The following is a 24,046-nucleotide window of genomic DNA, read 5'->3' on the forward strand; positions in this document are numbered from 1 at the left end:
AGCCCGGCAGCGCTGCTGCGCCCGTACGCCCGGAGTTTCGCCGCCGTCGTCATCCTGCAGGTCGTCGGTGCCGTCGCGGGTCTCGCGCCGCTGCTCGCGGTCCTCGAGGTGGGGCGTGCCCTGCTGTCGCCGGGGCCGGTCGACCGCGGGCACGTCTGGTCGGCCGTGGCCGTGGGTGCGGCCGGGCTGTTCGTCCGGTTGCTGTGCACAGGCGCGTCGTCCGGGATCGGGCACGTCCTCGACGGCCGGGTGCAGCTCTCGTTCCGTCGGCAACTGGCCTCCCGGCTGGGGCGGGCGCCGATCGGCTGGTTCTCCCGGCGCCGCACCGGTGAGCTGGCCAAGGTGGTGGGGGAAGACGTCAGCGCCGTACACCCGTTCATCGCCCACGCCCCCGGTCAGCTCGTCTCGGCGTTCGTGGTCCCGTTGGTGTCGCTGGTCTACCTGTTCACCGTCGACTGGCGGCTCACCCTCATCACGCTCGTCCCCGTGCTGCTGGCGGTGGCGCTGGTTCCGCTGATGATGACACCGGCCCGGCTGCGCGAGCAGGAGGCGTTCGACGCGGCCATGGGACGGATCTCCAGCTCCGTCGTCGAGTTCGTGCAGGGCATCGCGGTGGTCAAGGCGTTCGGCGGATCCGGGCGTGCGCACCGCGAGTTCCGTGCCGCCGTGGACGACTTCACGGACACCTTCCACCGGTGGGTGCGCGGCCTCTCCAGGATCGCCGCGGGGATGCAGCTCGTCCTCTCACCGCCGTTCGTCCTGCTCGTCGTCCTCGTCGGCGGCGCCGCTCTGCTCACCGACGGCGCTCTCGCCCCGGCCGACCTGCTCCCCTTCCTGCTCCTTGGACTCGGCCTGACCGCGCCGGTGGAGGCACTCGGCCACGGTTTCGACGACCTGCAGGCCGCGAGGCGCGCGGTCGGCCGCATCCGCGACGTCCTCACCGTACGGCCGCTGCCGGAGCCCGAGCATCCCCTCGCCCCCCCAGGGCCACCGGGTGGAACTGCGAGACGTCCGGTTCGGCTACGAGGCCGGTCGCGAGGTGCTGCGCGGCATCGACCTCGTGCTGGAACCCGGCACGCTCACGGCGATCACCGGGCCCTCCGGCAGTGGCAAGTCGACGCTGGTCCAGCTGCTGCCGCGATTCTTCGACCCCACCCACGGCTCGATCCTCCTCGGCGGTGTGGACCTGCGCGAGCTGAGCGGCCGTGACCTCTACCGCACCATCTCCTTCGTCTTCCAGGACGTACGCCTGCTGCGCGCCTCCGTGGCGGAGAACATCGCGCTGGCGGTCCCGCACGCCGGCCCCGACGCCGTGACGCGGGCCGCCCGGCTGGCCGACATCCACGACCGGATCCTCGAACTCCCGCGCGGCTACGAGACGGTGATCGGCGAGGACGCCGGACTGTCGGGCGGCGAGGCGCAACGGATCGCCCTCGCCCGCGCGCTGCTCGCCGACACGCCCGTTCTCGTGCTCGACGAGGCGACCGCCTTCGCCGACCCGAAGACCGAGCAAGCGGTGCGCCGGGCCCTGGCGACGTCGGCGGGCCAGCGGACGGTCGTGGTCATCGCCCATCGCCCGGAGACCGTCGCGGACGCCGACATGGTGGTGATGCTGGACGACGGAAGGGTCGTCGAGCGCGGTCGGCCCAGTGAACTCCTGGCGAAGGGAGGGGAATTCGCCACGTTCTGGCGGCCTCCCCAGCCGCCGTCGGCGACCGCCGAGACGCCCCGGGACCAGCACGACGCACCCCTACCGCAAGGAGACGAGCCCCGATGATTCCGCTGCTGCTGCGTGTGCTGGGGCGCGAGTACGCCCGGCCGTTGCGTCGCGCCCTGGTGCTGATGACGACGGCCGCCGTGGCCGAGGGCCTCTCCTACGCCCTGCTGGTCCCCGTACTGCGCGCCCTGTTCGGGAGCACCCCCGAGGACGCCTGGCCCTGGCTGACCGCGTTCGGGGCCGCGACGGCGGCGTACGCCGTGCTGCGGTACCTCGGCGACCTCTCGGGGTTCCGCGTCGGGACCGCGCTGCTGCGCGGCATGTACGACCGTCTCGGGGACCACCTGGCCCGGCTGCCCATCGGCTGGTACGGCGCGGGCCGTGTCGGGGAGGTGTCCGTCCTGGCCGGTCGCGGCGTCCTGGACGCCATGGCCGTGATCGCCCATCTGCTGGTGCCGTTGATCTCCGCGGCCGTGACCCCCGCGACGATCGTCGTCGTGATGCTCACCGTCAGCTGGCAGCTGGGCCTTGCCGCGCTGGCGGCCGTACCGCTGGTGGTGGTGATCCAGCGGTGGACGGCGCGCTCGACGGCCGCGGGCGACGCGGAGCGCTCCGCACGCGACGACGAGGCCACCGGCCGCGTCATCGAGTTCCTCCAGGTCCAGCCGGTGCTGCGGGCCGGCGGGCGCGGGGCCGAACGCTTCCGGGCGCTCGACGACGCGTTGCGCGGTGTCGAACGCGCGTCGCGCCGTGCCACGCTCTCGGCGCTGCCCGGCGTCGTGGGCCTCGCGCTCGTGGTGCAGGCGGTGTTCACGGGACTGCTCGTTCTCGGCACCTACCTCGCCCTCGGCGGCGACATCGGCGCGGCGGAACTCCTGACGGTCCTGGTACTGGCCGCGCGCTGCGCCGACCCGCTGTTGTCGCTGGCGGAGCTCGGCGGTCAACTCCGCGGCGCCCGCTCGGTGCTGGCCCGCCTCGACGCGGTACTGCGCACCGCTCCCCTGCCCGAACCCGCCGATCCTGTCCGGCCCCGCCACCACGGCCTGGAGTTCGAGTCCGTGACCTTCCGGCACGGGGAGCGCACGGTGATCGACGACGCGTCGCTGTCCGTGCCCCAGGGGCAGCGGCTCGCCGTGGTGGGCCCGTCGGGTGCGGGCAAGAGCACCCTGCTGCAACTTCTCGCACGGTTCTACGACGTGGACGCGGGCGCGGTACGCATGGGAGGGGTGGACGTGCGCGCGATCGACACGGAGGTGCTGATGGCGCAGATCGCCTTCGTCTTCCAGGACGTCTACCTCTTCGACGGCACGATCGAGGAGAACGTACGGCTCGGCCGCCCCGCCGCCGACGAGGCCGAGGTACGGGCGGCAGCCGCCGCGGCGAGGCTCGACGAGGTGATCGAGCGACTGCCCGAGGGCTGGGCGACCAACGTCGGCGAGGGCGGCGCGCGCCTCTCGGGCGGCGAACGTCAGCGGGTGTCGATCGCCCGGGCACTCCTGAAGAACGCTCCCGTCGTCCTGCTCGACGAGGTGACCTCCGCACTGGACCCGGTCAACGAGGCGGCCGTGCACGAGGGGATCGAGCGTCTGATGGCGGGCCGGACGGTGGTGATGGTCGCGCACCGGATGCGCACCGTCCGGCGGGCCGATCGCGTCGTCTTCCTCGACGGCGGCCGGATCGTGGAGGACGGAAGCCACGACGAGCTGCTGCGCCGGAACGGCCGCTACGCCGACTTCTGGAACCTCGCGCTCGCGCCGGCCGCACGCGAGTGAGGCCCCGTTCGCCGGGGGGGCGGGGCGCCAGGTGGCCACCAGGGCGGCGGCGAGGAGTAGTTCGGCGATGTCTCCGCCGTAGTACATGATCTCCGCGCCGCCCCGCACCTGGTCCACGGGGGCATGGATGTCCGTCCAGAAGCCGCCGTACATCAGCTGGGAGATCACCGCGTGCCCGGCGATGGCGACGCCGAGGCAGATCAGGCGGGCCCGCACCCCGGGTCGGGTGGGCGCCGGGTCGGGGCCCGCGATGACGTGGGCGAACAGGCACCCGGAGAGCACGAAGTGGGCGTGCAGCAGCCAGTGCCCCGCCGGGTGGCTCATGGTCGCGTTGTACAGGGGTGTGAAGTAGAGGAGCGCGAGACTTCCCGTGGACAGCAGCAGCGCGACGGCCGGGCGGGCGAGCACCCGGGCGGGCCCGCTGCGCAGGAGCGCGGTCAGCTGCCGGCCGCGCCGGGCGGGCAGGGTGCGCAGGAGCAGGGTGACGGGCGCGCCGAGGACGAGGGCGAGCGGCGCGTACATGCCGATGAGCATGTGCTGGGTCATGTGGCCGCGGAAATCGTCGTGCGCGAACGGCGCGAGCGGCGGCAGCAGGGCCACGGCCAGCAGGGCGAGACCGGTCAGGAAGCTCAGCGACCGCCACCGGGACCAGCCCTGGGCGGGGTTGCGGCGGTGGGCCCGGTGGACGAGGAGCAGGTGGGCCGCGGCGACGGTCAGCAGCGCGACGGCGGGCCACAGCGTCTCCAGCGGGTTGCCGGGGGCGGTGTGGCCTTCCATGTGCGGGCCGTGGTCCATCAGTGGCTCCGGGCCTCACGGCCGTCGGCCGGGGCATCGGGGTCGAACAGCTTGCCGCCGCGCTGGATCAGGTGGCCGCCGGCGAGGAGGAGGGCGCCGAGCACGAGGAAGCCGGTGTCCCACCAGGCCTGGTGGGGTCCGCCGTGGACGTGGTGGATGCCGAGGATCTGGTGGTCGAGGAGGCCTTCGACGAGGTTGAACACGCCCCATCCGGCGAGCACCCACCCCCACAGCACCCGGGAGGTCCACACGCGGCGCCGGTCGCGGGTGACGCGGGAGTACAGGATGGCCAGGCCCAGGAGTACGGCGAGCCAGCAGACGGTGTGGAAGACGCCGTCCCAGACGGTGTTCATCTCCAGGCCGGAGACCGTGTGGGGGTTGTAGTACTTCACACCGATGCGGTCGTGGTTGGTGCTGGTGAGCATGTGGTGCCACTGCAGGAGCTGGTGCAGGAGGATGCCGTCGACGAAGCCGCCGAGTCCCACCCCGAGGATGATGCCCGGCAGCTGGATGCTCCTGGCCGCTGCGCCCGCCCGGTCCGCGCCGGTGGTAGGGGCCATGTTGTCTCCGTCCGCAGCGTGCTTCGGGCCCGCGGGCCCCGGAACAGCACGTGTTCCCCGGCCGGTCGCGAACCTCACACGGCCGCGGGTTATCGGCCCGTAATGGCAGGGGTGGCCGACGCCCCGCGACCACCGCGCCCTCACGGAGGTGGGACGGCGGCCGCAGGGCGCCTACAGGCGTACGACGGGGGTTACGGCAGGCGGATGGACTGCGCGTGCCGGAAGATGTCCTTCGGGTCCCAGGCCGCCTTCGCCTTCTGGAGGCGGGCGTAGTTGTCCTTGTAGTAGAGGCTGTTCCAGGCCGTCGACGAGGTGTTCCAGGCGGTGTCGCCGAGGTCCTTGTCGGGGTAGTTGACGTAGCAGCCGTCGTTGGTCTCGTTCGGTACGGGGACGCCGCCGGTCTCGGCGTACACGTCCCGGTAGAAGTCGCGGATCCACTCCAGGTGCCTGGCCTCGGTGGCCGGGTCGGTCCAGTACGTCTGGTACTGGAGCTTGAGCACCGAGTCGCGCTGCGGCACGGCGGTGTCGCCGGGCTTCACCGCGTTGATGCGGCCGCCGTACGAGTCGACCTGGACCAGGGCGTCGGGGTTGTTGTAGTCGGTCCGGGACAGGTGCTTGTACATGGCCTTGATCTGCACGGCGGTGAAGCCCTTGCGTGCGTACGCCGACTTGTACTTACCGTACAGCGTCGGGTTGCCGCCGCTGAGGTAGTCGGTGGCGATGTACCAGGGGAGCGTGCGCGGGGCCGCGAACTGCGGCATGGCCGCGTGCTCGCCCGCCCGCTGCGTCATGGCCCGGCGCGTGACGCCGACGCCCTCGGTGACCGCGGCCAGGTAGTCGTCGAGGAGGCCCTGGGCGCCGGGGACGGTGGCGTCCATCTGGGTCAGCAGGACGATGGAGCCGTTGGAGATGTGGTTCAGCTTCAGCAGTCCGAACAGCGAGTTGTACTTGGAGTCCGGCGCGCTGTTCTTCTCGTGCCAGGCGCCCCAGTTCTGCAGGAGCCGGGTGAAGGACGCCTCGGTCATGTCCTTCCAGGGGAAGGCCGTGGCGTGCACGAACACCTCGGACGGCGGCTTGGGCAGCAGCTTGGACGGGTCGGTGCCGGTCGCGCCGGGCGAGCGCAGCCAGTAGCGGGTGATCAGGCCGAAGTTGCCGCCACCGCCGCCGGTGTGCGCCCACCACAGGTCCTTCAGGGCGGCGGAGTCGGAGTCGCGGGTGGCGACGACCGCCTTGGCGGTGCCGTTCTTGTCGACCGTGACGACCTCGACGCCGTAGAGGTGGTCGACGGTCAGGCCCTGGAGGCGGGAGAGCAGACCGTAGCCACCACCCGATATGTGGCCGCCGACGCCGACGGAGGCGCAGGATCCGGCGGGGAGCGTGACGCCGTACAGCTTGTAGAGCGTCTCGTAGACCTGGAGGTTGGAGGCCCCGCCCTCGACCGCGAAGGCGTTCCTGCCGCTGTCGTAGTAGACCTGGGTCATCCCGGACATGTCGATGACGACCTGGACGTCCTTGTTGAAGACGAAGTCCTCGTAGCAGTGGCCGCCGCTGCGCACGGTGAGCCGCTTGCCCGCGGAGACGGCCTCCTGCACGGCCCGTACGGCCTGGGAGGTGGTCGTGACCAGGCGGACGTAGTCGGGCTTCGCGACCCAGCGCTGGTTGATGCCGCGCACCAGGTCGGGGAAGCGTGAGTCGCCCGGGGCGACGGTGATGTAGTCGGCCGTGCCGACGGTGGTCTGCGAGCCGGTGGCGGCGGTGGTCGCGGCGGCGGCGCCGGGGTGCGGGGCGGCCTCGGCGGTCGCGGGCAGTGCGGTGCTGAGGGCCGCTCCCCCGGCGACGGCGGCGGCGCCGGTGAGGAGGGATCTTCGCCCGAAGCCTCTGTCCCCACTTGCCTCGATTGCCTCGATGGCCTTGTTTGTCTTTCGCATGGGCACATGCCTCCAACGGGTCTGCACGCAAAGGAAGTTGAAAACGCATTGAACGATGATCGATCACGACACTAGCCCAGCGGGACAGGGGCGACGCAATAGCTCCAATGAGAAAACTGTCCGAACTGCCGCTCAAACTATGGTTGGTTGCAACATGTGCAACTATCGCCAGAAGGAGGCGGGCAGCAGGTCGACTTCGCGGGCGGCCAGATCAAGCTCGGCCGCGACCGGCTCCAGTGCCGCGTAGACCGGATCGCCGTCGGCGGCCATCCGGCGGATGACGTCGGCGTTGGTCCGGGCGCGCTCGGCCACCACGGACGCGAACGCCGCGCGGTCGCCGTCGTACGCGTAGGCATCGAGCAGCAGGTGCAGCCGCCGGGAGCGGTCCTCGAACGCGGTGAAGCCGGTGCGCTCCGCGAACTCGCGCGCGTGCAGGGGGACCCAGGTCAACGCCATGAAGGCCAGATCGAACTCGCGGGTCGAGGGGCCTGCCGTGTCCCAGTCGAAGAAGCCCGCGAGGCGACCGTCGCGCCAGACAGCGTTCCACGGGGCGGCGTCGTGGTGGCCGATGACCAGGCCGGGCCGCCACGTCTGCCCGGCGAGCCAGCGGGCGTCCGGCGCGGGGACGAAGGACCGGGTCGCGTCGTGCAGCCTCCGCGCCCAGCGGCCGACGTCCGCCAGCGCGTTGTCGGAGTACACCCAACCGGGCCACGGCAGCTCCTCCCCCGCCGTCTCGCCGTCGAGATGGGTCAGCACCTCGCGCCCTTGCTCGTCCATCCCCAGGACCCGGGGCGCCCCCTCCACCCCGACCGCCTCCAGATGACGCAGCACCGCATGCACCGCGGGCGTCCACGGCCGCACAGGCCGATGAACCGCGCCCCCGCGCCGCACCGCTCCCCCCGTCCTGCCGCCGGGCAGGCGCCGCTCCGCATCATCCATGAGTCGGTTCTAGCGTGCCCCGGTCGCGGACGCAGCCGCATTTCGCGGCGACCGGGGCATGCCCGAGGAGGATCCTCACCCCGATTCCCAGGGATGGACGGCGCTCGTCCGGATACTCGTGGGGAATGGTCTGGACACCGAAACGGCAAGGAAAGCACGGCGAGCCCGCCCCGGTCGGTCATGACGGGGCCGACAGGCCGGGGGCGAGCGCCGGGCTCGATGAGCAGGTGGAGCGGCAGGCGCCGGACACGCCGACCGAGTTGCCCAAACGCTCCTGGATGGCGGTGCTGAAGGGCACCGTCAAAGAGTTCAAGGACGACGAGCTGTCCGACAGGGCGGCGACACTGACGTACTACGGGATCCTGTCGCTCTTCCCGGCGCTGCTCACCCTGGTCTCACTGCTCGGGATCGTCGGAAGGTCGGCGTCCCAGGAGGTGCTGGACAGCATCCAGGACCTCGCGCCGGGCGCCGTGCGGGACGTTCTCAGCAGCGCCGTGAAGCAGTTGCAGGGCAATGCCGGGACCGGCTCGGTCATGGCGATCGTGGGTCTGCTGGTGGCGGTGTGGTCGGCGTCGGGTTACGTCGCCGCCTTCATCCGGAGCGCCAACGCCGTCTACGACATGCCGGAAGGCCGGCCCGTGTGGAAGGTGCTGCCGCTCCGGCTCGGCGTCACCGTGGTGCTGATGGTGCTCGCGGTGGTGAGCGCGCTGATCGTCGTGTTCACCGGTGGTCTGGCCGAGGAGGCCGGCAGCCTGCTCGGGGTCGGTGGCACGGCGCTGACGGTGTGGTCGATCGCGAAGTGGCCCGTGCTGCTCGTCCTCGTCACGATCATGATCGCCCTCCTGTACTGGGCGACGCCGAACGCCAAGGTCCGCGGGTTCCGCTGGATCACACCGGGCAGCTTCCTCGCGCTGGTGATCTGGATGATCTCCTCCGCCGGGTTCGCGCTGTACGTGGCCAACTTCGCCTCGTACAACAAGACGTACGGCACCTTCGCCGGTGTCATCGTGTTCCTGGTGTGGCTCTGGATCACGAACCTCGCGATCCTGCTCGGCCTCGAATTCGACGCGGAAATGGCCCGTCAGCGCGCCGTCGCAGGCGGTCTCCCGCCCGATCAGGAGCCGTACGTGGAGCCCCGCGACACCCGCGCGTGGGACGAGGAGGACCGGCGCCGCCTCGACCCGTGAGCGACCGGCGCGGCGGAGCGCAGTGGCGCGAGGACGGGCTCTCAGGGCTTGCGCGCCACGCCTCCATAGAAGCCGATCTCGGCCGACCGCTCCGGCGGCGGCGCGTCCGGGCGCCAGAACGGGACCTGGGCGAGGCCCGGTTCGACGAGTTCGAAGCCGTCGAAGAGCCGCTCGACCTCCGCGCGGGTGCGCAGGTTCAGTGACGCGGTGGCGTTGCGGTAGACGGCCTGGGCCCCGCTGCGGTCGGCGAAGTCACCCGTGGCGTGCGAGAGGACCAGGAAGCTGCCGGCCGGCAGCGCGTCCCGCAGCGTGGCGACGACCTCGCCGGGCCGCTCCGCCTCGGTGAGGAAGTGCAGGACGGCGACGAGGAGCAGGGCGACCGGCTCGTCGAAGTCGATGATGCGGCGGACGTCGGGGTGCTCCACCACGGCACGCGGATCGCGCAGGTCACCGAGGACGATGCTGGTCGCGCCGGAGCGGCTGAGCAGCGCGTCGGCGTGCGACTTCACGATCGGGTCGTTGTCGACGTACGCGACGCGTACGTCCGGGGCGATCTCCTGGGCGGTTTCGTGCACATTGGGCGAGGTCGGCAGCCCGGTGCCGATGTCGAGGATCTGGCGCACGCCGCCGCGGACGGCGAAACGGACTGCGCGCTGCAGGAAGGCCCGGTTGGCCTGCACCCCGATCCGTACCTCGGGCGCCACGGCGGCGAGCTCGTCGGCGGCGTTCTGGTCCACCTCGTAGTTGTCCTTGCCGCCGAGCAGGTAGTCGTAGATCCGCGCGGGGTGCGGCCTGCTGGTGTCTATCGTCCCGGTGGGAAAACCGTCCTGTCGCACGCCGCGCTCCTCTCGACCACCACTCCCGCCCCTGTCCGCGGGCGGCAGTCGACAGCTTCCCACATCAACTGCGCGCTCCAGGCACGCAGTTACGGGAGCAGACGCCCTGGTCACACGCGGTGCGCAGGGCACGGGACCACCCACCACGACGCTCGATCACATGTTCGAGTGCGATGTCGTGGTGACGAGCCACCGGATGCGAACCGGGGCGCACTGCGCAAGCCTGGACGTGGGGGCGGCAATGCAGAGAGGCAGGCACTCCATGTCAGTCATGGACAAGCTCAAGCAGATGCTCAAGGGCCACGAGTCCCAGGCCGGTAAGGGAGTCGACAAGGCGGGTGACTTCGTCGACGACAGGACCCAGGGCAAGTACAGCGGCCAGGTCGACACCGCCCAGGACAAGCTGAAGAACCAGTTCGGCCGGGATCAGGACCAGCCGCCGCACGCCTAGGCCGCGCGCCCGGAACCGGACCTCGTGGACCCGGAAGGACCCGAATCCCGGTCCACCCCGGCACCGGGCGCGGCCCCGCACGTGGACAAGCCCGTCTCCACGTGCGGGGCCCGCCTCCACGTGCGGGGCGCCTCACCCTGCGTACGCCTACTTGTGGTGCGGGTCCCGGAAGCGCCCGAACGGTTTCGTGAGGGCGCTCAGCAGCGAACCGTCCGGCTTGGCCGCCCCCGGCTTGAGCACACCCGGCTTGAGCGGCCCGGACACCGCCCCGTCGCCACCCGTCGCCTCCGCCAGGGCCGCCTGCGCCGCCTCGGCCGCCTCCCGGTACAGGTCGCAGGAGTTGGTCATCGCCTCCAGCGCCTCCGCGTACTTGGTGACCATGGCCTGGGCGTGGGCCAGCTCCTCTTCGGGGGTGAGCAGGTGCCAGCCCTGGCGCAGCCGCGTCAGGGCCCGCTCCGCCTCGCCCTCCAGCGGTCGCGGACGCGCGGCGAACTCCTTGATCCTGTCCAGGAGTTCGGTCGGCTCCGAACCGTCGAGAAAGACACTGCGCACCGTGAAGCGCTCCGCGTCGTAGTCCGAGTCCTTCGGATCGGAGGGCAGGACGACGCCTCCGCCGCGCGGCACCCGTACGCCCAGCTCTCGCTTGACCGCGAAGTCGACGATCTGCGCCTGCTCCGGCGTGCCGCGGTGCTCGACCACCAGGTGCCGCAGGCTCGGCGGAAGGAACACCGAGACCGGCTGCTGTCCCTTCGCGTCCGGCGTCATCGCCTCATGCACCACGACGTGGATGAACCAGCTCTGCCGTGCGGCGTCCCGCAGCCGGTGGCGCAGCTCGTCGTCGTCCTTGGGCAGGTGGTTCGTCGACCGCAGACGCAGGCCCGGGACCGTGTCGTGGTCCCAGGCGATGCGGTCGCTGTCCGGCCAGAACATGGTGGCGGGCGAGGGCCAGTGCGCGTCCCACGTCAGTGCCGCCTCGGCGGCCAGGATCCAGGTGACTCCCTCGCCCTCCTTGCGGCGGGCCTCGGGGTCGTACGTGGTCAGCTGTGCGCGTACGGTGACGTCATCGGCCACGCGCCAGCGCGCCTCGAAGACGCGGCGGGCCGACGGGCCCGGGTCGGCGCTCTCGTCCCGCGGGTACAGGACGGTGGAGCGCGCCGCCTCGACGGGGTCGAGGTCCAGGAAGTCGTCGAGCACCCCGGCCGCCTTGAGGGCGATCAGGTTACGCCGGACGTCCTGCTCGGGCTCCGGCCCGAGATGTCTGCCGCGCGCGAGCCACGCGGTGTCGGGGACAGTGGCCGATGGGGTGCTGTTCTTGGTCATGGAGTCGTTCTGTGAGTGATCAGGGCCCGACCAGTATGGCCCGTCGACCTCTCAATGGAAGGGCTAAGGCCTCATTGGCTTCACCACGCCCCTCACCACGACCTTGATCACGGCCCGGCCCCGGCTCCGTCACGGCCTTGTCCCACGGCCTCCGTGAGAACCTTCACGTCACGGCCCGGCGTGAGAACCTTCACGTCACGGCCCGCTCGCCGGACCGCCCCGGGACCTCGGACCGGCTTACTTCCGCCGCGCGTTGTAGGCATCGGCCGCCCTCTCGTTCATGGCGCTGCCCCACGCCTGGAACGTGCTGCTCACAGCGCCGTCGGGTGGATCGACGTCCGCGCCGCGCCGCATGGCCCTTCGGCCCCCGGGCGCCCCCGGCAGCAGCCGCGCCAGAACGCCGTTGAGCCGCGTCGTCGTGGCCGGCGCCAGGCCGTGGGCCAGGTCGGCGGCGCGGGCCGCGGGCGTCAGGACCAGGCGGGTGCGGCGCCGGACGACCGCCTTGACGATGCGTTCGGCGGCGCGCTGCGCGTTCATCGATACGACGGGGGCACCGGCCAGCGCCGAGAACCAGCCGTACTCGCCGCTGCGGTCCCCGCCGAACTGCGCGTGCAGATGTGATCCGGTGCGCATCAGGCCGGGGTAGACCGCGGTGACGCTCACGCCGCTGGGGCCCGCTTCCGCGTTCAGCCCCTCGGCCAGGATGCCGGTCGCCGCCTTGGCGCTCGCGTAGGGGAGCATGTGCGGCACGCCCAGCAGGCCGCCGACCGACGAGATCAGCCCCAGGCGGCCGCCCCGCCCGCTCTCCCTGAGGTACGGGAGCGCTTCGAGCGAGGTGTGCACAGCGCCCATGAACAAGGTGTCCATGGCGTCCCTGAACTCGGTGGCACCGATGGCCTCCACCGGTGCCACCTGGATGATCCCGGCGTTTGCGATGACGATGTCGGGGCCGCCGCAGGCGTCGTGGGCCGTGCGGAACATCTGGTGGACGGACTCCTGGTCGCGCACGTCGCAGACGGCGGTGTGGACGGCTGCGCCGGGGTGCCGGTGGCGCAACTTCCGCTGGGCTGCGGCGAGTTCGTCGGCGTCCCGTGCGGCGACGACCACCGTGGCGCCGCGTGCGGCGAGGCGGTCGGCCATGAGCAGGCCGAGGCCGCGGGAGCCGCCGGTGACGAGCGCCGTCGTTCCCGACAACGACTCCGTGAAGTGCGACATGAGCGTCCTGACGTCCCTTCCCTGTCCACTCCCCCTGCTGCCCTCTCCGCTCCCGCTGCTGCCCCTCTGCGTGCTCAGGGCTTGAGCAGCGTCTTGATCATGCCGTCTTCCTTGTCCTGGAACATCTGGTAGACCTTGGGCCCGTCCTCCAGCGGCATGTGGTGCGTGGCGAAGCTGTCGACGCCGAGCGGGTCGTCGTCGGTGAGGAGCGGCAGGATGTCGTCCACCCAGTGCCGCACGTTCGCCTGCCCCATGCGCAGCTGGATCTGCTTGTCGAACATGGTCAGCAGCGGCATGGGGTCGACCGCGCCGCCGTAGACACCGGAGATGGAGACCGTGCCGCCGCGCCGCACGATGTCGATGGCCGTGTAGAGCGCGTTGAGCCGGTCGATGCCTGCGCGGTCCATGAGCTTCTCCGCCAGGGCGTCGGGCAGGAGGCCCACGCCCCACTGGGCCGCCTTGGCCAAGGGCGCGCCGTGCGCCTCCATGCCGACGGCGTCGATGACGGCGTCCGTGCCGCGTCCGTCGGTGAGATCGCGGATGGTGTCACCGAGGTCCTTGCCGTAGCGGCGCAGGTCGAGGCATTTGACGCCGTCCGCGTGCGCGCGGCTCAGCCGTTCGGGCACCAGGTCGACCCCGACCACGAGGCTCGCGCCCCGGTGGAGCGCGATGCGCGCGGCCATGGCGCCGATCGGGCCGAGCCCGAGGACGGTCACCGTGCCGCCCGCCGGGATGTCGGCGTACTCGACGGCCTGCCAGGCGGTGGGGAGCACGTCGGAGAGGAAGACGAACCGGTCGTCCGGGGGCCCCGAGGGCACCTTGATGGGCAGGGTGTTGCCGAACGGCACCCGCAGGAGTTCCGCCTGTCCGCCGGGCACCTGGCCGTAGAGCTTGGTGTACCCGAAGAGCGCGGCGCCCGAGCCGCGCTCCTTGACCTGGGTGGTCTCGCACTGGGAGTGCAGACCCCTGTCGCACATGAAGCAGCTGCCGCAGGAGACGTTGAACGGCACCACCACGCGGTCGCCGACCGAGAGCTCGGTGACGTCCCTGCCGACCTCCTCGACGATGCCCATCGGTTCGTGGCCCAGGATGTCGCCGGGGTCGAGGTAGGGCCCGAGGACCTCGTACAGGTGCAGGTCGGAACCGCAGACCCCGGTGGATGTCACCCGCACGATGACGTCGGTCGCGTCCTTGAGCTCGGGGTCGGGGACGTCCTCGACACGGACGTCCCTCTTGCCGTGCCAGGTGAGTGCGCGCATCGGGTCTCCTCCAGTCGCAGTTGCGCTCGGCTGGTTACGTGTCTCCCGTGAGCGCGCCGTCATGCCTCCGCAGGCGTCGACTACCCGAAACATAAGCGTCAAAAACCCCTAAAATGGTCCGCAATGGACTCACCCATCTGGATTCCTGGCTGATATGGATTCCAGGTCGACACGGATCCGGCCTCCTGGTTCCTGCGGATCCGCCGTGCGCGTTCGCGAGTGGGAGCGTTCACGGAGACGATGAGAAGACCCCGGCGCTTCTGTCGCGGAACGCGTCCTGCCCGGGTGACGTCGCTGAGAGGAAGAGCGCCATGAGCGTGCCCGTACCGCCCGACCCCGACACCCGGCCCACCCCGCAGCCGGACCCCGGCCCCCGCCCCGGCGGCCCCGCCCCGGGCCCCCACCCTGGACCGGGTCCCGTGCCGACCCCGGGGCCGGACCCCGTGCCGGACCCGACACCCGCGCCCACTCCCCCTTCGCCGCCCCTCTGAACAGCGACGACCATTGATTTTCGGGCGTTCATGACGCCGGCACGGCACGGACACCTCAGGACGGTACGCAGATGAACAGCCACAGAGCACTCACCAGCGAGGTAGCGGTCAGCGACCAGGTCTACGGCGCACCCTGCTGGGTCAGCCTGACCGCACGCGATCTGGGGACGGCGGAGCGCTTCTACCAGGCGGTACTGGGATGGGAGTGGCGCGGCGGCAAACTGGGCGACCAGTACCGGTTCGCGAGTGTGAACGGCGTGCCGGTGGCGGGTGTCTCCGCCATGGACAGCCTGGGGCAGATGGCGGTCGCGTGGACGCCCTACTTCGCCGTGTCGAACGCCGACGAGACGGTCGCCCGCAGCCAGGAGCGCGGCGGGACCACCGCCGTGGGGCCGATCTCGTTCCCGCCCGGCCGCGCGGCTCTGCTCGCCGACCGCGACGGGGCCGTCTTCGGCATCTGGGAGGGTGACCTGGTGGTCGGCTGGGAGAAGTGGCGCGGCGCGGCGCCGACCTTCGCCGAGCTGCACACCCGCAACGCCTTCGACGCGGCCATCTTCTACGGCGAGGTGCTCGGCTGGGCGTCCGCGGAGCCCGGCGCCTGCGACGTCGACTACGAGGACGAAGAGGTCGTCCTGCGCAGCCAGGGAGACGTGGTGGCCCGCATCCATTCGGGCGCGGTGGACTCGGCGCCCGACCCCGCGATCCGGCCCCGCTGGCAGATCCACTTCACCGTCGACGACGTGGAGGCCTGCGTCCGGGCCGCGCGCACCCACGGGGGCAGCGTCCTGCTCCGCGACGAGGGGTCGGCGGAGGCGGTCCTGAGGGATCCGGACGGTGCGCGTTTCGTGGTGAACGCGCGGTAGCAGCCGCGGTGGGGCGAACCCGCCTCCGCCCCTTCCTCCGGATGCGCCTGCCCGCGCCCCGGGGTGCCATGGCAGGAGACAGGAACGTGGCAGGAGAGAGGAAGGGGTGACGCCGCCATGGCGCGTCCGGTGTGGAGCGGAACCGTGACCTTCGGCCTCGTGTCCCTGCCCGTCCAGATGTACACCGCCACGGACAGCCACACCGTCCGCTTCCACCAGCTCCAGCGAGGTACGTCCGATCGGGTTCGCAACAAACGGGTGAATGAGCGCACGGGCGAGGAAGTGCCTCTCGACGAGATCGTCAAGGCCTACGACGCCGGTGACGAGTACGTGGTGGTCGAGCCCGGCGAGCTGGAGGACATCGCTCCCGGCCGCTCCAAGGCGCTGGAGATCACCGGCTTCGTCGATCTGGAGGACGTCGAGCCGGTCTTCTTCGACAAGACGTACTACCTCGGCCCGAAGGGCAAGGAGTACGCCAAGATCTACGCCTTGCTGGAGAAGGCGCTCGCCGAGGCGGGCCGCGTCGGCATCGCCATGTTCGTGATGCGCAACCGCCAGTACTTGGTCGCGGTGAAGGCCGAGGACGGTCTTCTGACACTGCACACACTCCACTGGGCCGACGAGATCCGTGACCCGCGCGACGAGATCGACAGCCTGCCGGAGAAGACCGAGGTCACCGACCGTGAGCTGAAGATGGCGCGGCAGCTCGTGGACACCCTGCGTATCGAGTGGAAGCCCGAGGACTTCCACGACACCTACCAGGAGCAGGTGGCCGCTCTCATCGAGGCCAAACGCACCGGTGAGAGCGTCGAGAAGGCGGAACCGCCCGCCGAGTCCACGAACGTCGTCGACCTCATGGACGCGCTGCGGGCCAGCGTCGACCGGGCGAAGAGGCCCGCGGACAAGCCCGCCAAGACGTCCGCGAAGGAGTCCGCGAAGCAGCCCTCAAGTAGCGGCGAGGCGAAGTCCGGCTCCGACGGCGTCCGGCCGCCGACCCACATCCGCGACGCCGCCGAACGCCGGTCCGCGAGGGCCGGGAGCCGTAAACCGGCGGAGCCCCGGGCGAGGAAGTCCGCCGCGTCCAAGGCGCGGAAAGGCACCGCGAAAGGCCGCTCGCTCGACTCCCTCACCAAGGCCGAGCTCTACGAACGGGCCACCGACGCCGAGATCCCCGGCCGCTCCTCCATGAACCGTGAGGAACTCGTCGATGCCCTGCGCGACGCGCGCAGGCACAAGGCGACGTCCTGAGAAACTGTGTCATGTCCTCGGCCCGGTGGTCGCCGCGGAAGGACCGACCGTCCTCACAGCTCGATGCGTTCCACGGCCGTGACCTCCGCGGCCATGTTGCGCCGCATCATGCGCAGCGCCGCGTCCGCCAGGTCCGGGTCGATGGCCGCGACAGCGTCCTCGGCGACGACCACGTCCAGATGCCTGATGTGGGCGTCGAGCGCCGAGTAGAGCACGCACTGCTCGGTGACCTGGCCGCAGAGGATCACCTCCTCCACACCCAGCTGGGAGAGGAGGTACGTCAGGGGTGTCTCGAAGAAGATCGAGTGCCGGGCCTTGATCACGAAGAGGGAGTCCTCGTCGGGCCTGATCGGTTCGATCACGTCGGCGTGCGGCCCGGCGAGGGCGGTCTCGACGAGTTCGCCGTGGTGCGAGCGCCATTCGCCGAAGTTGTCGTTGGCGTAGATGACGGGCACCCCCGCGGCGCGCGCCCGCTCCAGTAGCCGGACCATGGCGGGCAGGGCCTTGCGGACCCCGGACAGGAGTACGTCCGCGTCCCGGTGCTCGTACGTGTTGATCATGTCGATGACGATGACTACCCGCTTGCTCATGCTTCTGTGCTCACCCCGTTTCGTCCACGAGGCGCCGCAGCCGCCGGGCCGCCGGGGCCACCCCACGGCCTCGGCGCGCCGGCTCCGCCCAGGGATCCTGCTCCAGCCTGTCGCCGAGGTCGGTGACGGTCCAGCGGCGGGCGCTCAGTTCCGGTTCGGCCAGCTCGTGCCAGCCGAGCGGTACGGCGACGGGGGCGCCCGGCAACGACCTGACGGCGAAGGGCGCGACCGCGGTCTGGGCGTACCCGTTCCGCGCGACGTCAAGGTACAGCCGCCCCTTGTGGGCGTCCTTGCGCGCCTCGGTCGTCAGCTCCTTCGGGTACCGCGCGGCGAGGGCGTCCGCGGTGGCGCGGGCGAACGCGAGTACGTCGTCGACCTCGTCGCGCCGGTTCAGCGGTACGACGACGTGCAGGCCGCGGGAGCCCGAAGTCATCAGGCCCGAGGGCAGCTCCAGCTCCTCAAGGAGAGCGCGAAGGCGGTGGGCCGCGCGGCGTACGGGCTCGAATCCGTCGGCGGACGGGTCCAGGTCGAACACCAGGCGGTCGGGGTGGCGCGGCCGGTCGGCGCGGCTCAGCCAGCGGTGCGGAGTGATGCACGCCTGGCCCGCGAGGTAGGCCAGGGTCGCCGTGTCCTCGCACAGCACATGGGTGACCTCGCCGTTCTCCTTGGGCACCGCGGCGCGATGGATCCAGTCGGGGAAGTAGTCGGAGACCTCCTTCTGGTAGAAGCGGTCGCCGTCGATTCCGTCCGGCATCCGTTCGAGCATCAGGGGCCTGCCGCGCAGTTCGGGGAGCATGCGCGGGGCGACGCGGCGGTAGTGCTCCACGAGATCGGCCTTGGTGATGCCGTCCTCGGGGAAGAGCGTCTTCTCGGGCCGCTTCACTTCGACCGTGCGCCGGCCGACCCGCAGCTCAAGGGTGGGAGTGGGGCTCATGTCACCGCCTCCTTCGTACCGATGGTGTTCATGATCTCCTCGGTGGCGGGGCCACCGCACTCCGGGCCGAGGGGGCGGACACTCATCCCAGGGTCAGCAGGACGATGGCGGCGCCCGCGCCGAGCAGACCGGCCGCCTGGGGTTTCGTGACCTTCTCGTGGAGCACCGCGAGGCCGAGCAGCGTGGGGATGGCCGGGTACAGCGAGGCCAGGACGACGGCGATGGCCAGCATCTGCTGCTGGGCCGCCAGGAGGTAGAGGATGAGGCCCAGTGCGGCTCCCGCCCCGATCCCGGCGGCCTGGACCTGGCGCGGCCACGGCTCCCGGAACCGGGGCGCGTGCCGCCACGCACTCGGGATCAGGACGAGAACGGCAGCCAGCCGGCCCGCGGCCACCGGCCAGAGGCCGCTGACGGCATCGGCCTGGGCGAGCCCGATGTACTGCACGGCCACGCCCATGCTCGCGAGCAGGCCGTCGACGGGCGCCGGCCCTCCGGCACGCAGGCTTCCACGGTGCGGGCCTCCCCCGGCGACGAGCCACAGGGCGGGCACGGTGACGCAGATGCCCAGCCAGGCCAGGGCGGTGGGCCGGTCCCCGAGGAAGCACACGCCGCACAGGACGGACAACGCCACCCCGGTGACGGCGCTCACCGGCACCACCACACTCATCGCTCCGCGGCTCATGCCACGGTTGAGGAAGAGCATGGCCGTCGCGCTTCCGGCACCGGACAGCGCGCCCCAGAGCAGGTCCACCGGGCGTACGGCGTCCGCGGACATCACCAGGGCGGCGACGAGTGCGAGAAGCAGTCCGCCCACCTGGCCGACGAAGGTGACGACGGCGAAGTGGACGCGGCGGGACAGCAGGCCGCCCGCGAAGTCCACGACGCCGTAGCAGGCGGCCGACGCGAGTGCGAGAAGAGCTCCCATCAGTGCGCGCGGCCCCCGGCGACGGTGATGATCGATATGCCCGGCACGACCCGCTCGGTCGGCATGACGGCCCCCCTCCTCGACGTAACTCCTGCCTTCAGACCCCTTGAGACTCTTCGGCTCCTCGGATCAGCCGCGTTCCAACTGGCCGAAGACGCTGTCGTCGAGCCGCGCGAGCAGATCCGCGGGGTCCCGGTAGACCGCCACCGCGCCGGCCTCCTCCAGATCCGCCCGCGGGATGCCGCCCGACAGCAGGGCCACGGGACGCACGCCGGCCCGTACCGCGGCCCGCATGTCCCACACCGTGTCGCCGATGAAGACCGCGCTGTCGGCGCTCGCTCCGGCCAGATCGAGCGCCTGGTGCACCGGGTCCGGGGCCGGTTTGCCCGCGGCCACGTCGTCCGCGCTCGCCGTCCCCGCGATCACGTCGTCCGCGTCGATGGCCCGGCGCAGGGCTTCGAGCTCGCGGCCCCCGGCGGACGTGGCGAGGACGTTGCGCCAGCCCCGGTCCGCGAGGGCGTGCAGGAGGTCGTGCGCGCCGTCGAGGGGCGCCAGCCGGTCGGAGTAGGCGCCGTACAGCGCCTTGTGGGCCGAGCTGATCTGCCCGTCCTGGTCCTTGTCGCGGTCCTCGCCGAGCAGGTGCTCGATGAGGTCGTCGGAGCCGAGGCCGATCGACCGGTGGATGGCGTGCGTGGACACGCGGTGGCCTGCCTGGCGGAAGGCCTCCCACCAGGTCGTCACATGCAGGTGGTTGGTGTCCACGAGGGTTCCGTCGACGTCGAACAGCGCCGCGCGCCCGGCGCGTCCCCCGCTCATGAGCCGCTCCGGAGCCGCGGCAGGACACTGGCCCCGTAGAAGTCGAAGAAGCCCTGCTGATCGGGCCCCATCTGGGCCACGTACACCTCGTCGAAGTCCGCCTCCACGAAGGCTCGCACCGCGCTCACATGCTCCTCCACGTCGTCGCCGCAGGTGACCGCCGAGCGGATCATGTCCTCGGTGACCAGCTCGGCGGCCTGCTCGAAGTGTTTCGGTGTCGGCAGGAGCTGGCCCAGCTCGCCCGGCAGGTAGTCGGTCGGCCAGAGGCGGTGCGCCGTCTTCACCGACCGGTCGCGGTCGGGGCCCCAGCAGACCTTCAGCCCGCCGACGACCGGCTTGCGGCCGCCGCCCGCCGACCGGAACCGCCCCACGAGGTCGGCGTCGGGCGTCATCGTGACGAAGCCGTCCCCGATACGTCCCGCCAGCGCGGCCGCCCGTGGGCCGAACCCGGAGACATAGATGGGCGGCGGCTGCTCCGGTCGGGTGTAGAGGCGGGCGTTCTCCACATTGTAGTGGCGTCCCCGGTGGGTGACCTGCTCGCCCGTGAAGAGCTGCCGGATGACCTGGACGGCCTCTTCCAGCATGTCCATCCGCTGTTCGGCGTCGGGCCACCGCTCGCCGACGACATGCTCGTTGAGCGCCTCCCCGGTCCCCACCCCGAACCGGAACCGGCCCTCCGTCAGCACGGCGGACGTGGCCGCCGCCTGCGCGTTGACCGCGGGGTGCATACGGACCGTGGGGCAGGTGACCAGCGTCGTCACCGGCAGCGAGCAGACCTGGGACAGCGCCCCGATCATCGACCACACGAAGGAGCTCTGCCCCTGTTCGTCGTTCCATGGGTGGTAGTGGTCCGAGATGGCGAGCACCTCGAATCCGGCCTCCTCGGCCGCCCTGGCCTGCGAGAGGAGCTCAGCGGGCGCGAACTCCTCGCACGACAGGAAGTATCCGTAGACGGTCATGGCGCGTGGCGCTCCTTCGTATGAGTCCCTCTCACAGGTTCACGCAGTCCACGGCGCGCCACACACTGGACGGACCCGATGGGTGAACCGGCGAGTCGACGCAGCGGGTACCCAGTGGGGGGCGAGACACACGGGGGGGTTCTGCCTCGTGGGCACCATGCGGCCGAGGCCGCCGGGACTGCTCCCCGCGGCTCAGGCGTGCCGGCGCTGCGCGTAGCCCTCCCGCAGCGGCCCGCCGAACAGGTCGAGCACCTGCTCGGCGGCGGCTGCCAGCGGCGCGGGGTCGGCATGCTCTGCCACAGCCAGGTGACCGTCCAGCAGGGCCCGGCCACGTACCGGGTCCGCGCTCAGGAGCCTGCGGGGGAGCCATTTGCCGATGCCGGTCCAGGCCCGGTGATGGGCCGTGAGGAGGTGGGCCGCCTCGCGCAGCGTGAAGTCGGCGAGGGCCAGCTGTTCGTACCGGTTGTCCGGCGGGGCGTCGACCAGGTCCGGGTCCGGCAGCAGGACGGCGATGTCGAGATCACTCGTCGGTGCGGCACGCCCGTGAGCGGCGGACCCTCCCAGCAGGGCGCCGAGCGCCTGGGGGTAGCGGGTGTTGACGAGGCGAAGAGCTTGCGCGGCGAGGTCTTCTCGCTCCGGAGCGGCGGGGCCGTCTTGATCCTTCATGGCCCCTGATCGTGCCAGCTCCATTCCGTGTGATGTTGGGCGAGGCAAGATGCCCCTCCCGCCACGGTTCTGGCCGGCACCCCCTCGTACGGGGCCGGCGCTCTCAACCCCGATGAACAGCGATCGCCGTCCGGACGAATGACCGGATCAACGGGTTCGGGGTTCTTCGCGTCCACGCCACCACCGCGCGGCTCGGTTCCATGTCGAGCAGGGGTACCACCGTGAGGCCTTCGGGTGGTTCGTCGGCCAGGAGGGTGATGCCTACCGTGCCGTTCCAGAGGACGGCCTGGCGGCATTCCTGGACGGCTCTCACCACCGGTCCCTTGCGGGGGCGTCCGCCGTTCCAGTACGTCTGCCAGGCGGGGTCCGTGCCTTTGGGGAACACGAACCACCGGCGGTCGGCCAGGTCGGTCAGGGCCAGGGCGGAGCGGTGGGCCAGCGGGTCGTCGGCGCGCAGCAGCGCTCCCACCGGGTCGGCGCGCAGCTCGCGTACGGTCAGTCCGGTGCCGTCGAACGGTCCGCGGGTCAGGGCGACGTCGACGGCTCCGGCGTGCAGGCCGCAGGTGGGGTCGGTCAGGTCGGTCTCGCGGACGCGGACTTCGACTCGCGGGTGCTGCCGGCGGTACGCGTCGGCCAGCCGGGCCGCGTCGGAGTCGGTGCCGCCGCTCAGGATGCCGACGGTGATGCTCGCGGCGCCGGCCGCCGTGGCGACGCGTTCGCGTGCCCGGTCGGCACGGTCGAGCAAGGCGCGCGCCTCGTCGAGGAGGACCGCGCCCACGGGGGTGAGCGCGACACCGGCGGAGGAGCGGTCGAACAGCGCGGCGCCGAGTTCCGTCTCCAGCTGTTTGATCGCCCGGCTCAGCGGCGGCTGGCTCATGTGCAGCCGGGTCGCGGCCCGCCCGAAGTGGAGTTCCTCGGCGACTGCCACGAAGTAGTGCAGTGCGCGCAACTCCATGCCGCAACGATACCCATGCGGTATCGAGGTTCCGGAACGGGTCTTGGACGCCTCCAGGCCCTCGGCGGTGGGATGGGGTCATGACCGACGAGAGCATGACTGGCAAGACACCTGCCCACCCCGCCGTGTCCGTGGTGCGGCCCGGCCAGGGCGAGACCATCGTCCTCGGCACCACCCGCATGCGCATCCTCGAGGACGGCAGCAACACCGGGCACCGCCTCGGCATGGCCGAGTCCGTCCTCGCGCCGCACACGCCAGGCCCGCCCCAGCACCGCCACGCCCAGCACGACGAGGGCTTCTACGTCGTCGCGGGCACCGTGCGGTTCACGGTCGGGGAGGCGGACCACGACGCCGCGCCCGGCACACTCGTGATGGTTCCGGCCGGCGCCCCGCACACGTTCGCCAACGTGACGGACCAGCCGGCCGTCATGCTCAGCACGTTCACACCGGATCTGTACGTGCAGTACTTCCGGGACATGCGGGACGCGTTGGCCGGTCGCCGGCCCCTGGCCCCGCAGGCCGTCATCCGGACGATGAGCCACTACGCCACCGAGCCGGCCACCGAGTTCGCGCGGCCCCGGACAGATCCGAAAGACAGGCCCTAGCCGACCGGACGGACCGTGAGGATCTGCTGGGCGTACCCGACCGGGCCGTTGATGTCGTGCAGGACCGTGCTGGTGATGCCCTGGCCCGTGGGGCCGAAGGTGACCGTGGTGTCCAGGCCCGTCCAGCGGCCCTCGGGCTGACGGTGGAGGTGGATGGTGAGGTCGACGTTGGGGAAGATCCAGGCGGTGGGCGACTCGCGGGCGGCGATGCCGTTGGCGGTGTCGACGAGCGCGACAAAGGACGCGACTGGGCCCGCGCTCTCCCCGGCGACCAGGTCGAGAGGGGTGGAGAGCCACGCCGTGGCGCGGCCCGGTCGCGGGGGCGCCGTCGGCCGGACGTCGACGGAGGCGACGTAGCCACCGGGCCAGACGGAACCCATGGCCCAGGGGGCGAGCGTCCCGGGTGCGGGGAGCCGGTCGGGGCCGCCTCCGGCGACGGCCGTGGTGTCGCCGGAGGCGAGGAGCCAGGCCCGGGCCCGTACGACGGCGCGGCCGGCGATGAGGGCGACGGCCTCGATCAGTTCGATGGTGCGGCCGGGCCGTACGGTCTCCACCCGGATCTCGCACTCGTCGAGGGCGAGCCGGCCGAGGATGTCGAAGCTGATCCTGGACATGAGGAGGCCGGTTTCCGGCCGCGCGGCGATATGCCGCTCCATGGCGTGGACGAGGAGGCCGCCGAGCGGGCTGAAGTGCTGTTCGTCGGTGCTCCATGCGCCGCTCGCGTGCGCGGTGGGCTTGTAGCGGTGGGTGTCGATGGGCTCGAAGTAGCTGCCGGTGTTCAAGGGGTGCGTACCTCCGCGGATCGGCGCTTCGGGCCGCGGCGCGTCACGAGCGTCACGTCCCGGGATGCCGTTCCCTCCCGTACCTCCGGTAAAGGAACCGTGCTAGTCCGGCCTCGTATCGCATCGGCCCATGTCAAGAGCAAGAAAAATAACTTCTAGCTACAACCAACTGGCTCGAATGAGATCCACATCACGTGCCGCGCGAGAGGAGTCTGATTTCCGTTCATCGACAG

22 protein-coding genes and 2 pseudogenes are annotated in these 24,046 nt (G+C 71.4%); 8 read left to right on the plus strand and 16 right to left on the minus strand.

What is annotated here, in order from left to right:
- Positions 1-171: 171 nt before the first annotated feature.
- The 3 genes and pseudogenes from AC07DI_RS14715 to AC07DI_RS14725 all read left to right on the plus strand — a co-directional run.
- Positions 172-804: pseudogene (locus tag AC07DI_RS14715) on the plus strand (ABC transporter transmembrane domain-containing protein); the annotation flags it as partial.
- Positions 805-1,060: 256 nt separating this feature from the next.
- On the plus strand, positions 1,061-1,777 hold the full coding sequence (locus tag AC07DI_RS14720; RefSeq protein ID WP_478904694.1) for an ABC transporter ATP-binding protein: 717 nt from the start codon (positions 1,061-1,063) through the stop codon (positions 1,775-1,777).
- Positions 1,774-3,489, plus strand: coding sequence for an ABC transporter ATP-binding protein (locus AC07DI_RS14725; protein WP_478904695.1), 1,716 nt, complete (start codon positions 1,774-1,776; stop codon positions 3,487-3,489). The genes AC07DI_RS14720 and AC07DI_RS14725 overlap by 4 nt, the downstream gene beginning before the upstream one ends.
- Before the next feature lie 18 nt (positions 3,490-3,507).
- Here the strand turns inward: AC07DI_RS14725 and AC07DI_RS14730 are convergent.
- The 4 genes and pseudogenes from AC07DI_RS14730 to AC07DI_RS14745 form a co-directional block, all read right to left on the minus strand.
- Positions 3,508-4,284, minus strand: a pseudogene (locus AC07DI_RS14730) (cytochrome c oxidase assembly protein); the annotation flags it as partial.
- Entirely contained in the window at positions 4,284-4,844 is a 561-nt protein-coding gene (locus AC07DI_RS14735; RefSeq protein WP_478904696.1) for a DUF2243 domain-containing protein, read from the minus strand. The gene AC07DI_RS14735 and the pseudogene AC07DI_RS14730, both read right to left, overlap by 1 nt.
- A 191-nt stretch (positions 4,845-5,035) precedes the next feature.
- Positions 5,036-6,772 (minus strand): FAD-binding oxidoreductase, encoded by a 1,737-nt coding sequence (locus AC07DI_RS14740; protein WP_478904697.1) that lies wholly within the window; start codon positions 6,770-6,772, stop codon positions 5,036-5,038.
- A gap of 162 nt (positions 6,773-6,934) precedes the next feature.
- The gene (locus AC07DI_RS14745; protein ID WP_478904698.1) at positions 6,935-7,711 is read right to left on the minus strand and encodes a phosphotransferase; all 777 of its coding nucleotides are present in this window, start codon (positions 7,709-7,711) and stop codon (positions 6,935-6,937) included.
- 125 nt (positions 7,712-7,836) lie between these two features.
- On the opposite strand from AC07DI_RS14745, the gene AC07DI_RS14750 reads away from it, so the two are divergent.
- Positions 7,837-8,898: a YihY/virulence factor BrkB family protein gene (locus AC07DI_RS14750; protein WP_384252029.1), complete on the plus strand. Its 1,062-nt coding sequence runs from the start codon at positions 7,837-7,839 to the stop codon at positions 8,896-8,898.
- Between the two features lie 41 nt (positions 8,899-8,939).
- On the opposite strand, the gene AC07DI_RS14755 is transcribed toward AC07DI_RS14750, so the two are convergent.
- Positions 8,940-9,734 (minus strand): SAM-dependent methyltransferase, encoded by a 795-nt coding sequence (locus AC07DI_RS14755; RefSeq protein WP_478904699.1) that lies wholly within the window; start codon positions 9,732-9,734, stop codon positions 8,940-8,942.
- A gap of 262 nt (positions 9,735-9,996) precedes the next feature.
- Here AC07DI_RS14755 and AC07DI_RS14760 point away from each other — a divergent pair, with 262 nt between their 5' ends.
- Positions 9,997-10,185: an antitoxin gene (locus tag AC07DI_RS14760; RefSeq protein WP_384252024.1), complete on the plus strand. Its 189-nt coding sequence runs from the start codon at positions 9,997-9,999 to the stop codon at positions 10,183-10,185.
- Positions 10,186-10,332: 147 nt separating this feature from the next.
- On the opposite strand, the gene AC07DI_RS14765 is transcribed toward AC07DI_RS14760, so the two are convergent.
- The 3 genes from AC07DI_RS14765 to AC07DI_RS14775 all read right to left on the minus strand — a co-directional run bounded on the left by AC07DI_RS14765 (position 10,333) and on the right by AC07DI_RS14775 (position 13,979).
- Positions 10,333-11,505, minus strand: coding sequence for a hypothetical protein (locus AC07DI_RS14765; RefSeq protein ID WP_478904700.1), 1,173 nt, complete (start codon positions 11,503-11,505; stop codon positions 10,333-10,335).
- Between the two features lie 237 nt (positions 11,506-11,742).
- Positions 11,743-12,720 carry an SDR family NAD(P)-dependent oxidoreductase gene (locus AC07DI_RS14770; protein WP_478904701.1) on the minus strand — a complete coding sequence of 326 codons (978 nt, stop codon included), beginning with the start codon at positions 12,718-12,720 and terminating at the stop codon, positions 11,743-11,745.
- 74 nt (positions 12,721-12,794) lie between these two features.
- Positions 12,795-13,979 carry a zinc-dependent alcohol dehydrogenase gene (locus AC07DI_RS14775; protein WP_478904702.1) on the minus strand — a complete coding sequence of 395 codons (1,185 nt, stop codon included), beginning with the start codon at positions 13,977-13,979 and terminating at the stop codon, positions 12,795-12,797.
- Positions 13,980-14,541: 562 nt separating this feature from the next.
- On the opposite strand from AC07DI_RS14775, the gene AC07DI_RS14780 reads away from it, so the two are divergent.
- Both AC07DI_RS14780 and ku read left to right on the plus strand, forming a co-directional pair.
- A complete protein-coding gene (locus tag AC07DI_RS14780) occupies positions 14,542-15,333 on the plus strand; it encodes a VOC family protein (protein WP_478904703.1) in 792 nt (263 codons plus the stop codon).
- Between the two features lie 117 nt (positions 15,334-15,450).
- Complete coding sequence (ku, locus tag AC07DI_RS14785) at positions 15,451-16,581, plus strand: non-homologous end joining protein Ku (RefSeq protein ID WP_478904704.1); 1,131 nt, start codon at positions 15,451-15,453, stop codon at positions 16,579-16,581.
- Positions 16,582-16,634: 53 nt separating this feature from the next.
- On the opposite strand, the gene AC07DI_RS14790 is transcribed toward ku, so the two are convergent.
- The 7 genes from AC07DI_RS14790 to AC07DI_RS14820 form a co-directional block, all read right to left on the minus strand.
- Positions 16,635-17,171: a cysteine hydrolase family protein gene (locus AC07DI_RS14790; RefSeq protein ID WP_384252010.1), complete on the minus strand. Its 537-nt coding sequence runs from the start codon at positions 17,169-17,171 to the stop codon at positions 16,635-16,637.
- A 10-nt stretch (positions 17,172-17,181) separates the two neighbouring features.
- A complete protein-coding gene (gene ligD, locus AC07DI_RS14795; RefSeq protein ID WP_478904705.1) occupies positions 17,182-18,105 on the minus strand; it encodes a non-homologous end-joining DNA ligase in 924 nt (307 codons plus the stop codon).
- 82 nt (positions 18,106-18,187) lie between these two features.
- Positions 18,188-19,030 (minus strand): EamA family transporter, encoded by an 843-nt coding sequence (locus AC07DI_RS14800; RefSeq protein ID WP_478904706.1) that lies wholly within the window; start codon positions 19,028-19,030, stop codon positions 18,188-18,190.
- A gap of 129 nt (positions 19,031-19,159) precedes the next feature.
- On the minus strand, positions 19,160-19,846 hold the full coding sequence (locus AC07DI_RS14805; RefSeq protein WP_478904707.1) for an HAD family hydrolase: 687 nt from the start codon (positions 19,844-19,846) through the stop codon (positions 19,160-19,162).
- A complete protein-coding gene (locus AC07DI_RS14810) occupies positions 19,843-20,805 on the minus strand; it encodes an LLM class F420-dependent oxidoreductase (RefSeq protein ID WP_478904708.1) in 963 nt (320 codons plus the stop codon). The genes AC07DI_RS14805 and AC07DI_RS14810 overlap by 4 nt, the downstream gene beginning before the upstream one ends.
- A 192-nt stretch (positions 20,806-20,997) precedes the next feature.
- The gene (locus AC07DI_RS14815; RefSeq protein ID WP_478904709.1) at positions 20,998-21,471 is read right to left on the minus strand and encodes a nucleotidyltransferase domain-containing protein; all 474 of its coding nucleotides are present in this window, start codon (positions 21,469-21,471) and stop codon (positions 20,998-21,000) included.
- 103 nt (positions 21,472-21,574) lie between these two features.
- Entirely contained in the window at positions 21,575-22,426 is an 852-nt protein-coding gene (locus AC07DI_RS14820) for a LysR family transcriptional regulator (RefSeq protein ID WP_478904710.1), read from the minus strand.
- Positions 22,427-22,506: 80 nt separating this feature from the next.
- Here AC07DI_RS14820 and AC07DI_RS14825 point away from each other — a divergent pair, with 80 nt between their 5' ends.
- Positions 22,507-23,031 carry a cupin domain-containing protein gene (locus tag AC07DI_RS14825; RefSeq protein ID WP_478904711.1) on the plus strand — a complete coding sequence of 175 codons (525 nt, stop codon included), beginning with the start codon at positions 22,507-22,509 and terminating at the stop codon, positions 23,029-23,031.
- Here AC07DI_RS14825 and AC07DI_RS14830 read toward each other — a convergent pair.
- Positions 23,028-23,813 carry a thioesterase family protein gene (locus AC07DI_RS14830; RefSeq protein WP_478904712.1) on the minus strand — a complete coding sequence of 262 codons (786 nt, stop codon included), beginning with the start codon at positions 23,811-23,813 and terminating at the stop codon, positions 23,028-23,030. The genes AC07DI_RS14825 and AC07DI_RS14830 overlap by 4 nt on opposite strands.
- Positions 23,814-24,046: the final 233 nt, after the last annotated feature.

This window comes from Streptomyces sp. NPDC044106, assembly GCF_056433985.1.

Bases quoted from the DNA above. Each gene is read 5' to 3' on its own strand.
- AC07DI_RS14725 (WP_478904695.1), top strand. From the start codon at position 1,774: ATGATTCCGCTGCTGCTGCGTGTGCTGGGGCGCGAGTACGCCCGGCCG.
- AC07DI_RS14735 (WP_478904696.1), bottom strand. From the start codon at position 4,844: ATGGCCCCTACCACCGGCGCGGACCGGGCGGGCGCAGCGGCCAGGAGC.
- AC07DI_RS14740 (WP_478904697.1), bottom strand. From the start codon at position 6,772: ATGCGAAAGACAAACAAGGCCATCGAGGCAATCGAGGCAAGTGGGGAC.
- AC07DI_RS14745 (WP_478904698.1), bottom strand. From the start codon at position 7,711: ATGGATGATGCGGAGCGGCGCCTGCCCGGCGGCAGGACGGGGGGAGCG.
- AC07DI_RS14750 (WP_384252029.1), top strand. From the start codon at position 7,837: ATGGTCTGGACACCGAAACGGCAAGGAAAGCACGGCGAGCCCGCCCCG.
- AC07DI_RS14760 (WP_384252024.1), top strand. From the start codon at position 9,997: ATGTCAGTCATGGACAAGCTCAAGCAGATGCTCAAGGGCCACGAGTCC.
- AC07DI_RS14765 (WP_478904700.1), bottom strand. From the start codon at position 11,505: ATGACCAAGAACAGCACCCCATCGGCCACTGTCCCCGACACCGCGTGG.
- AC07DI_RS14770 (WP_478904701.1), bottom strand. From the start codon at position 12,720: ATGTCGCACTTCACGGAGTCGTTGTCGGGAACGACGGCGCTCGTCACC.
- AC07DI_RS14775 (WP_478904702.1), bottom strand. From the start codon at position 13,979: ATGCGCGCACTCACCTGGCACGGCAAGAGGGACGTCCGTGTCGAGGAC.
- AC07DI_RS14780 (WP_478904703.1), top strand. From the start codon at position 14,542: ATGAACAGCCACAGAGCACTCACCAGCGAGGTAGCGGTCAGCGACCAG.
- ku (WP_478904704.1), top strand. From the start codon at position 15,451: ATGGCGCGTCCGGTGTGGAGCGGAACCGTGACCTTCGGCCTCGTGTCC.
- AC07DI_RS14790 (WP_384252010.1), bottom strand. From the start codon at position 17,171: ATGAGCAAGCGGGTAGTCATCGTCATCGACATGATCAACACGTACGAG.
- ligD (WP_478904705.1), bottom strand. From the start codon at position 18,105: ATGAGCCCCACTCCCACCCTTGAGCTGCGGGTCGGCCGGCGCACGGTC.
- AC07DI_RS14800 (WP_478904706.1), bottom strand. From the start codon at position 19,030: ATGGGAGCTCTTCTCGCACTCGCGTCGGCCGCCTGCTACGGCGTCGTG.
- AC07DI_RS14805 (WP_478904707.1), bottom strand. From the start codon at position 19,846: ATGAGCGGGGGACGCGCCGGGCGCGCGGCGCTGTTCGACGTCGACGGA.
- AC07DI_RS14810 (WP_478904708.1), bottom strand. From the start codon at position 20,805: ATGACCGTCTACGGATACTTCCTGTCGTGCGAGGAGTTCGCGCCCGCT.
- AC07DI_RS14815 (WP_478904709.1), bottom strand. From the start codon at position 21,471: ATGAAGGATCAAGACGGCCCCGCCGCTCCGGAGCGAGAAGACCTCGCC.
- AC07DI_RS14820 (WP_478904710.1), bottom strand. From the start codon at position 22,426: ATGGAGTTGCGCGCACTGCACTACTTCGTGGCAGTCGCCGAGGAACTC.
- AC07DI_RS14825 (WP_478904711.1), top strand. From the start codon at position 22,507: ATGACCGACGAGAGCATGACTGGCAAGACACCTGCCCACCCCGCCGTG.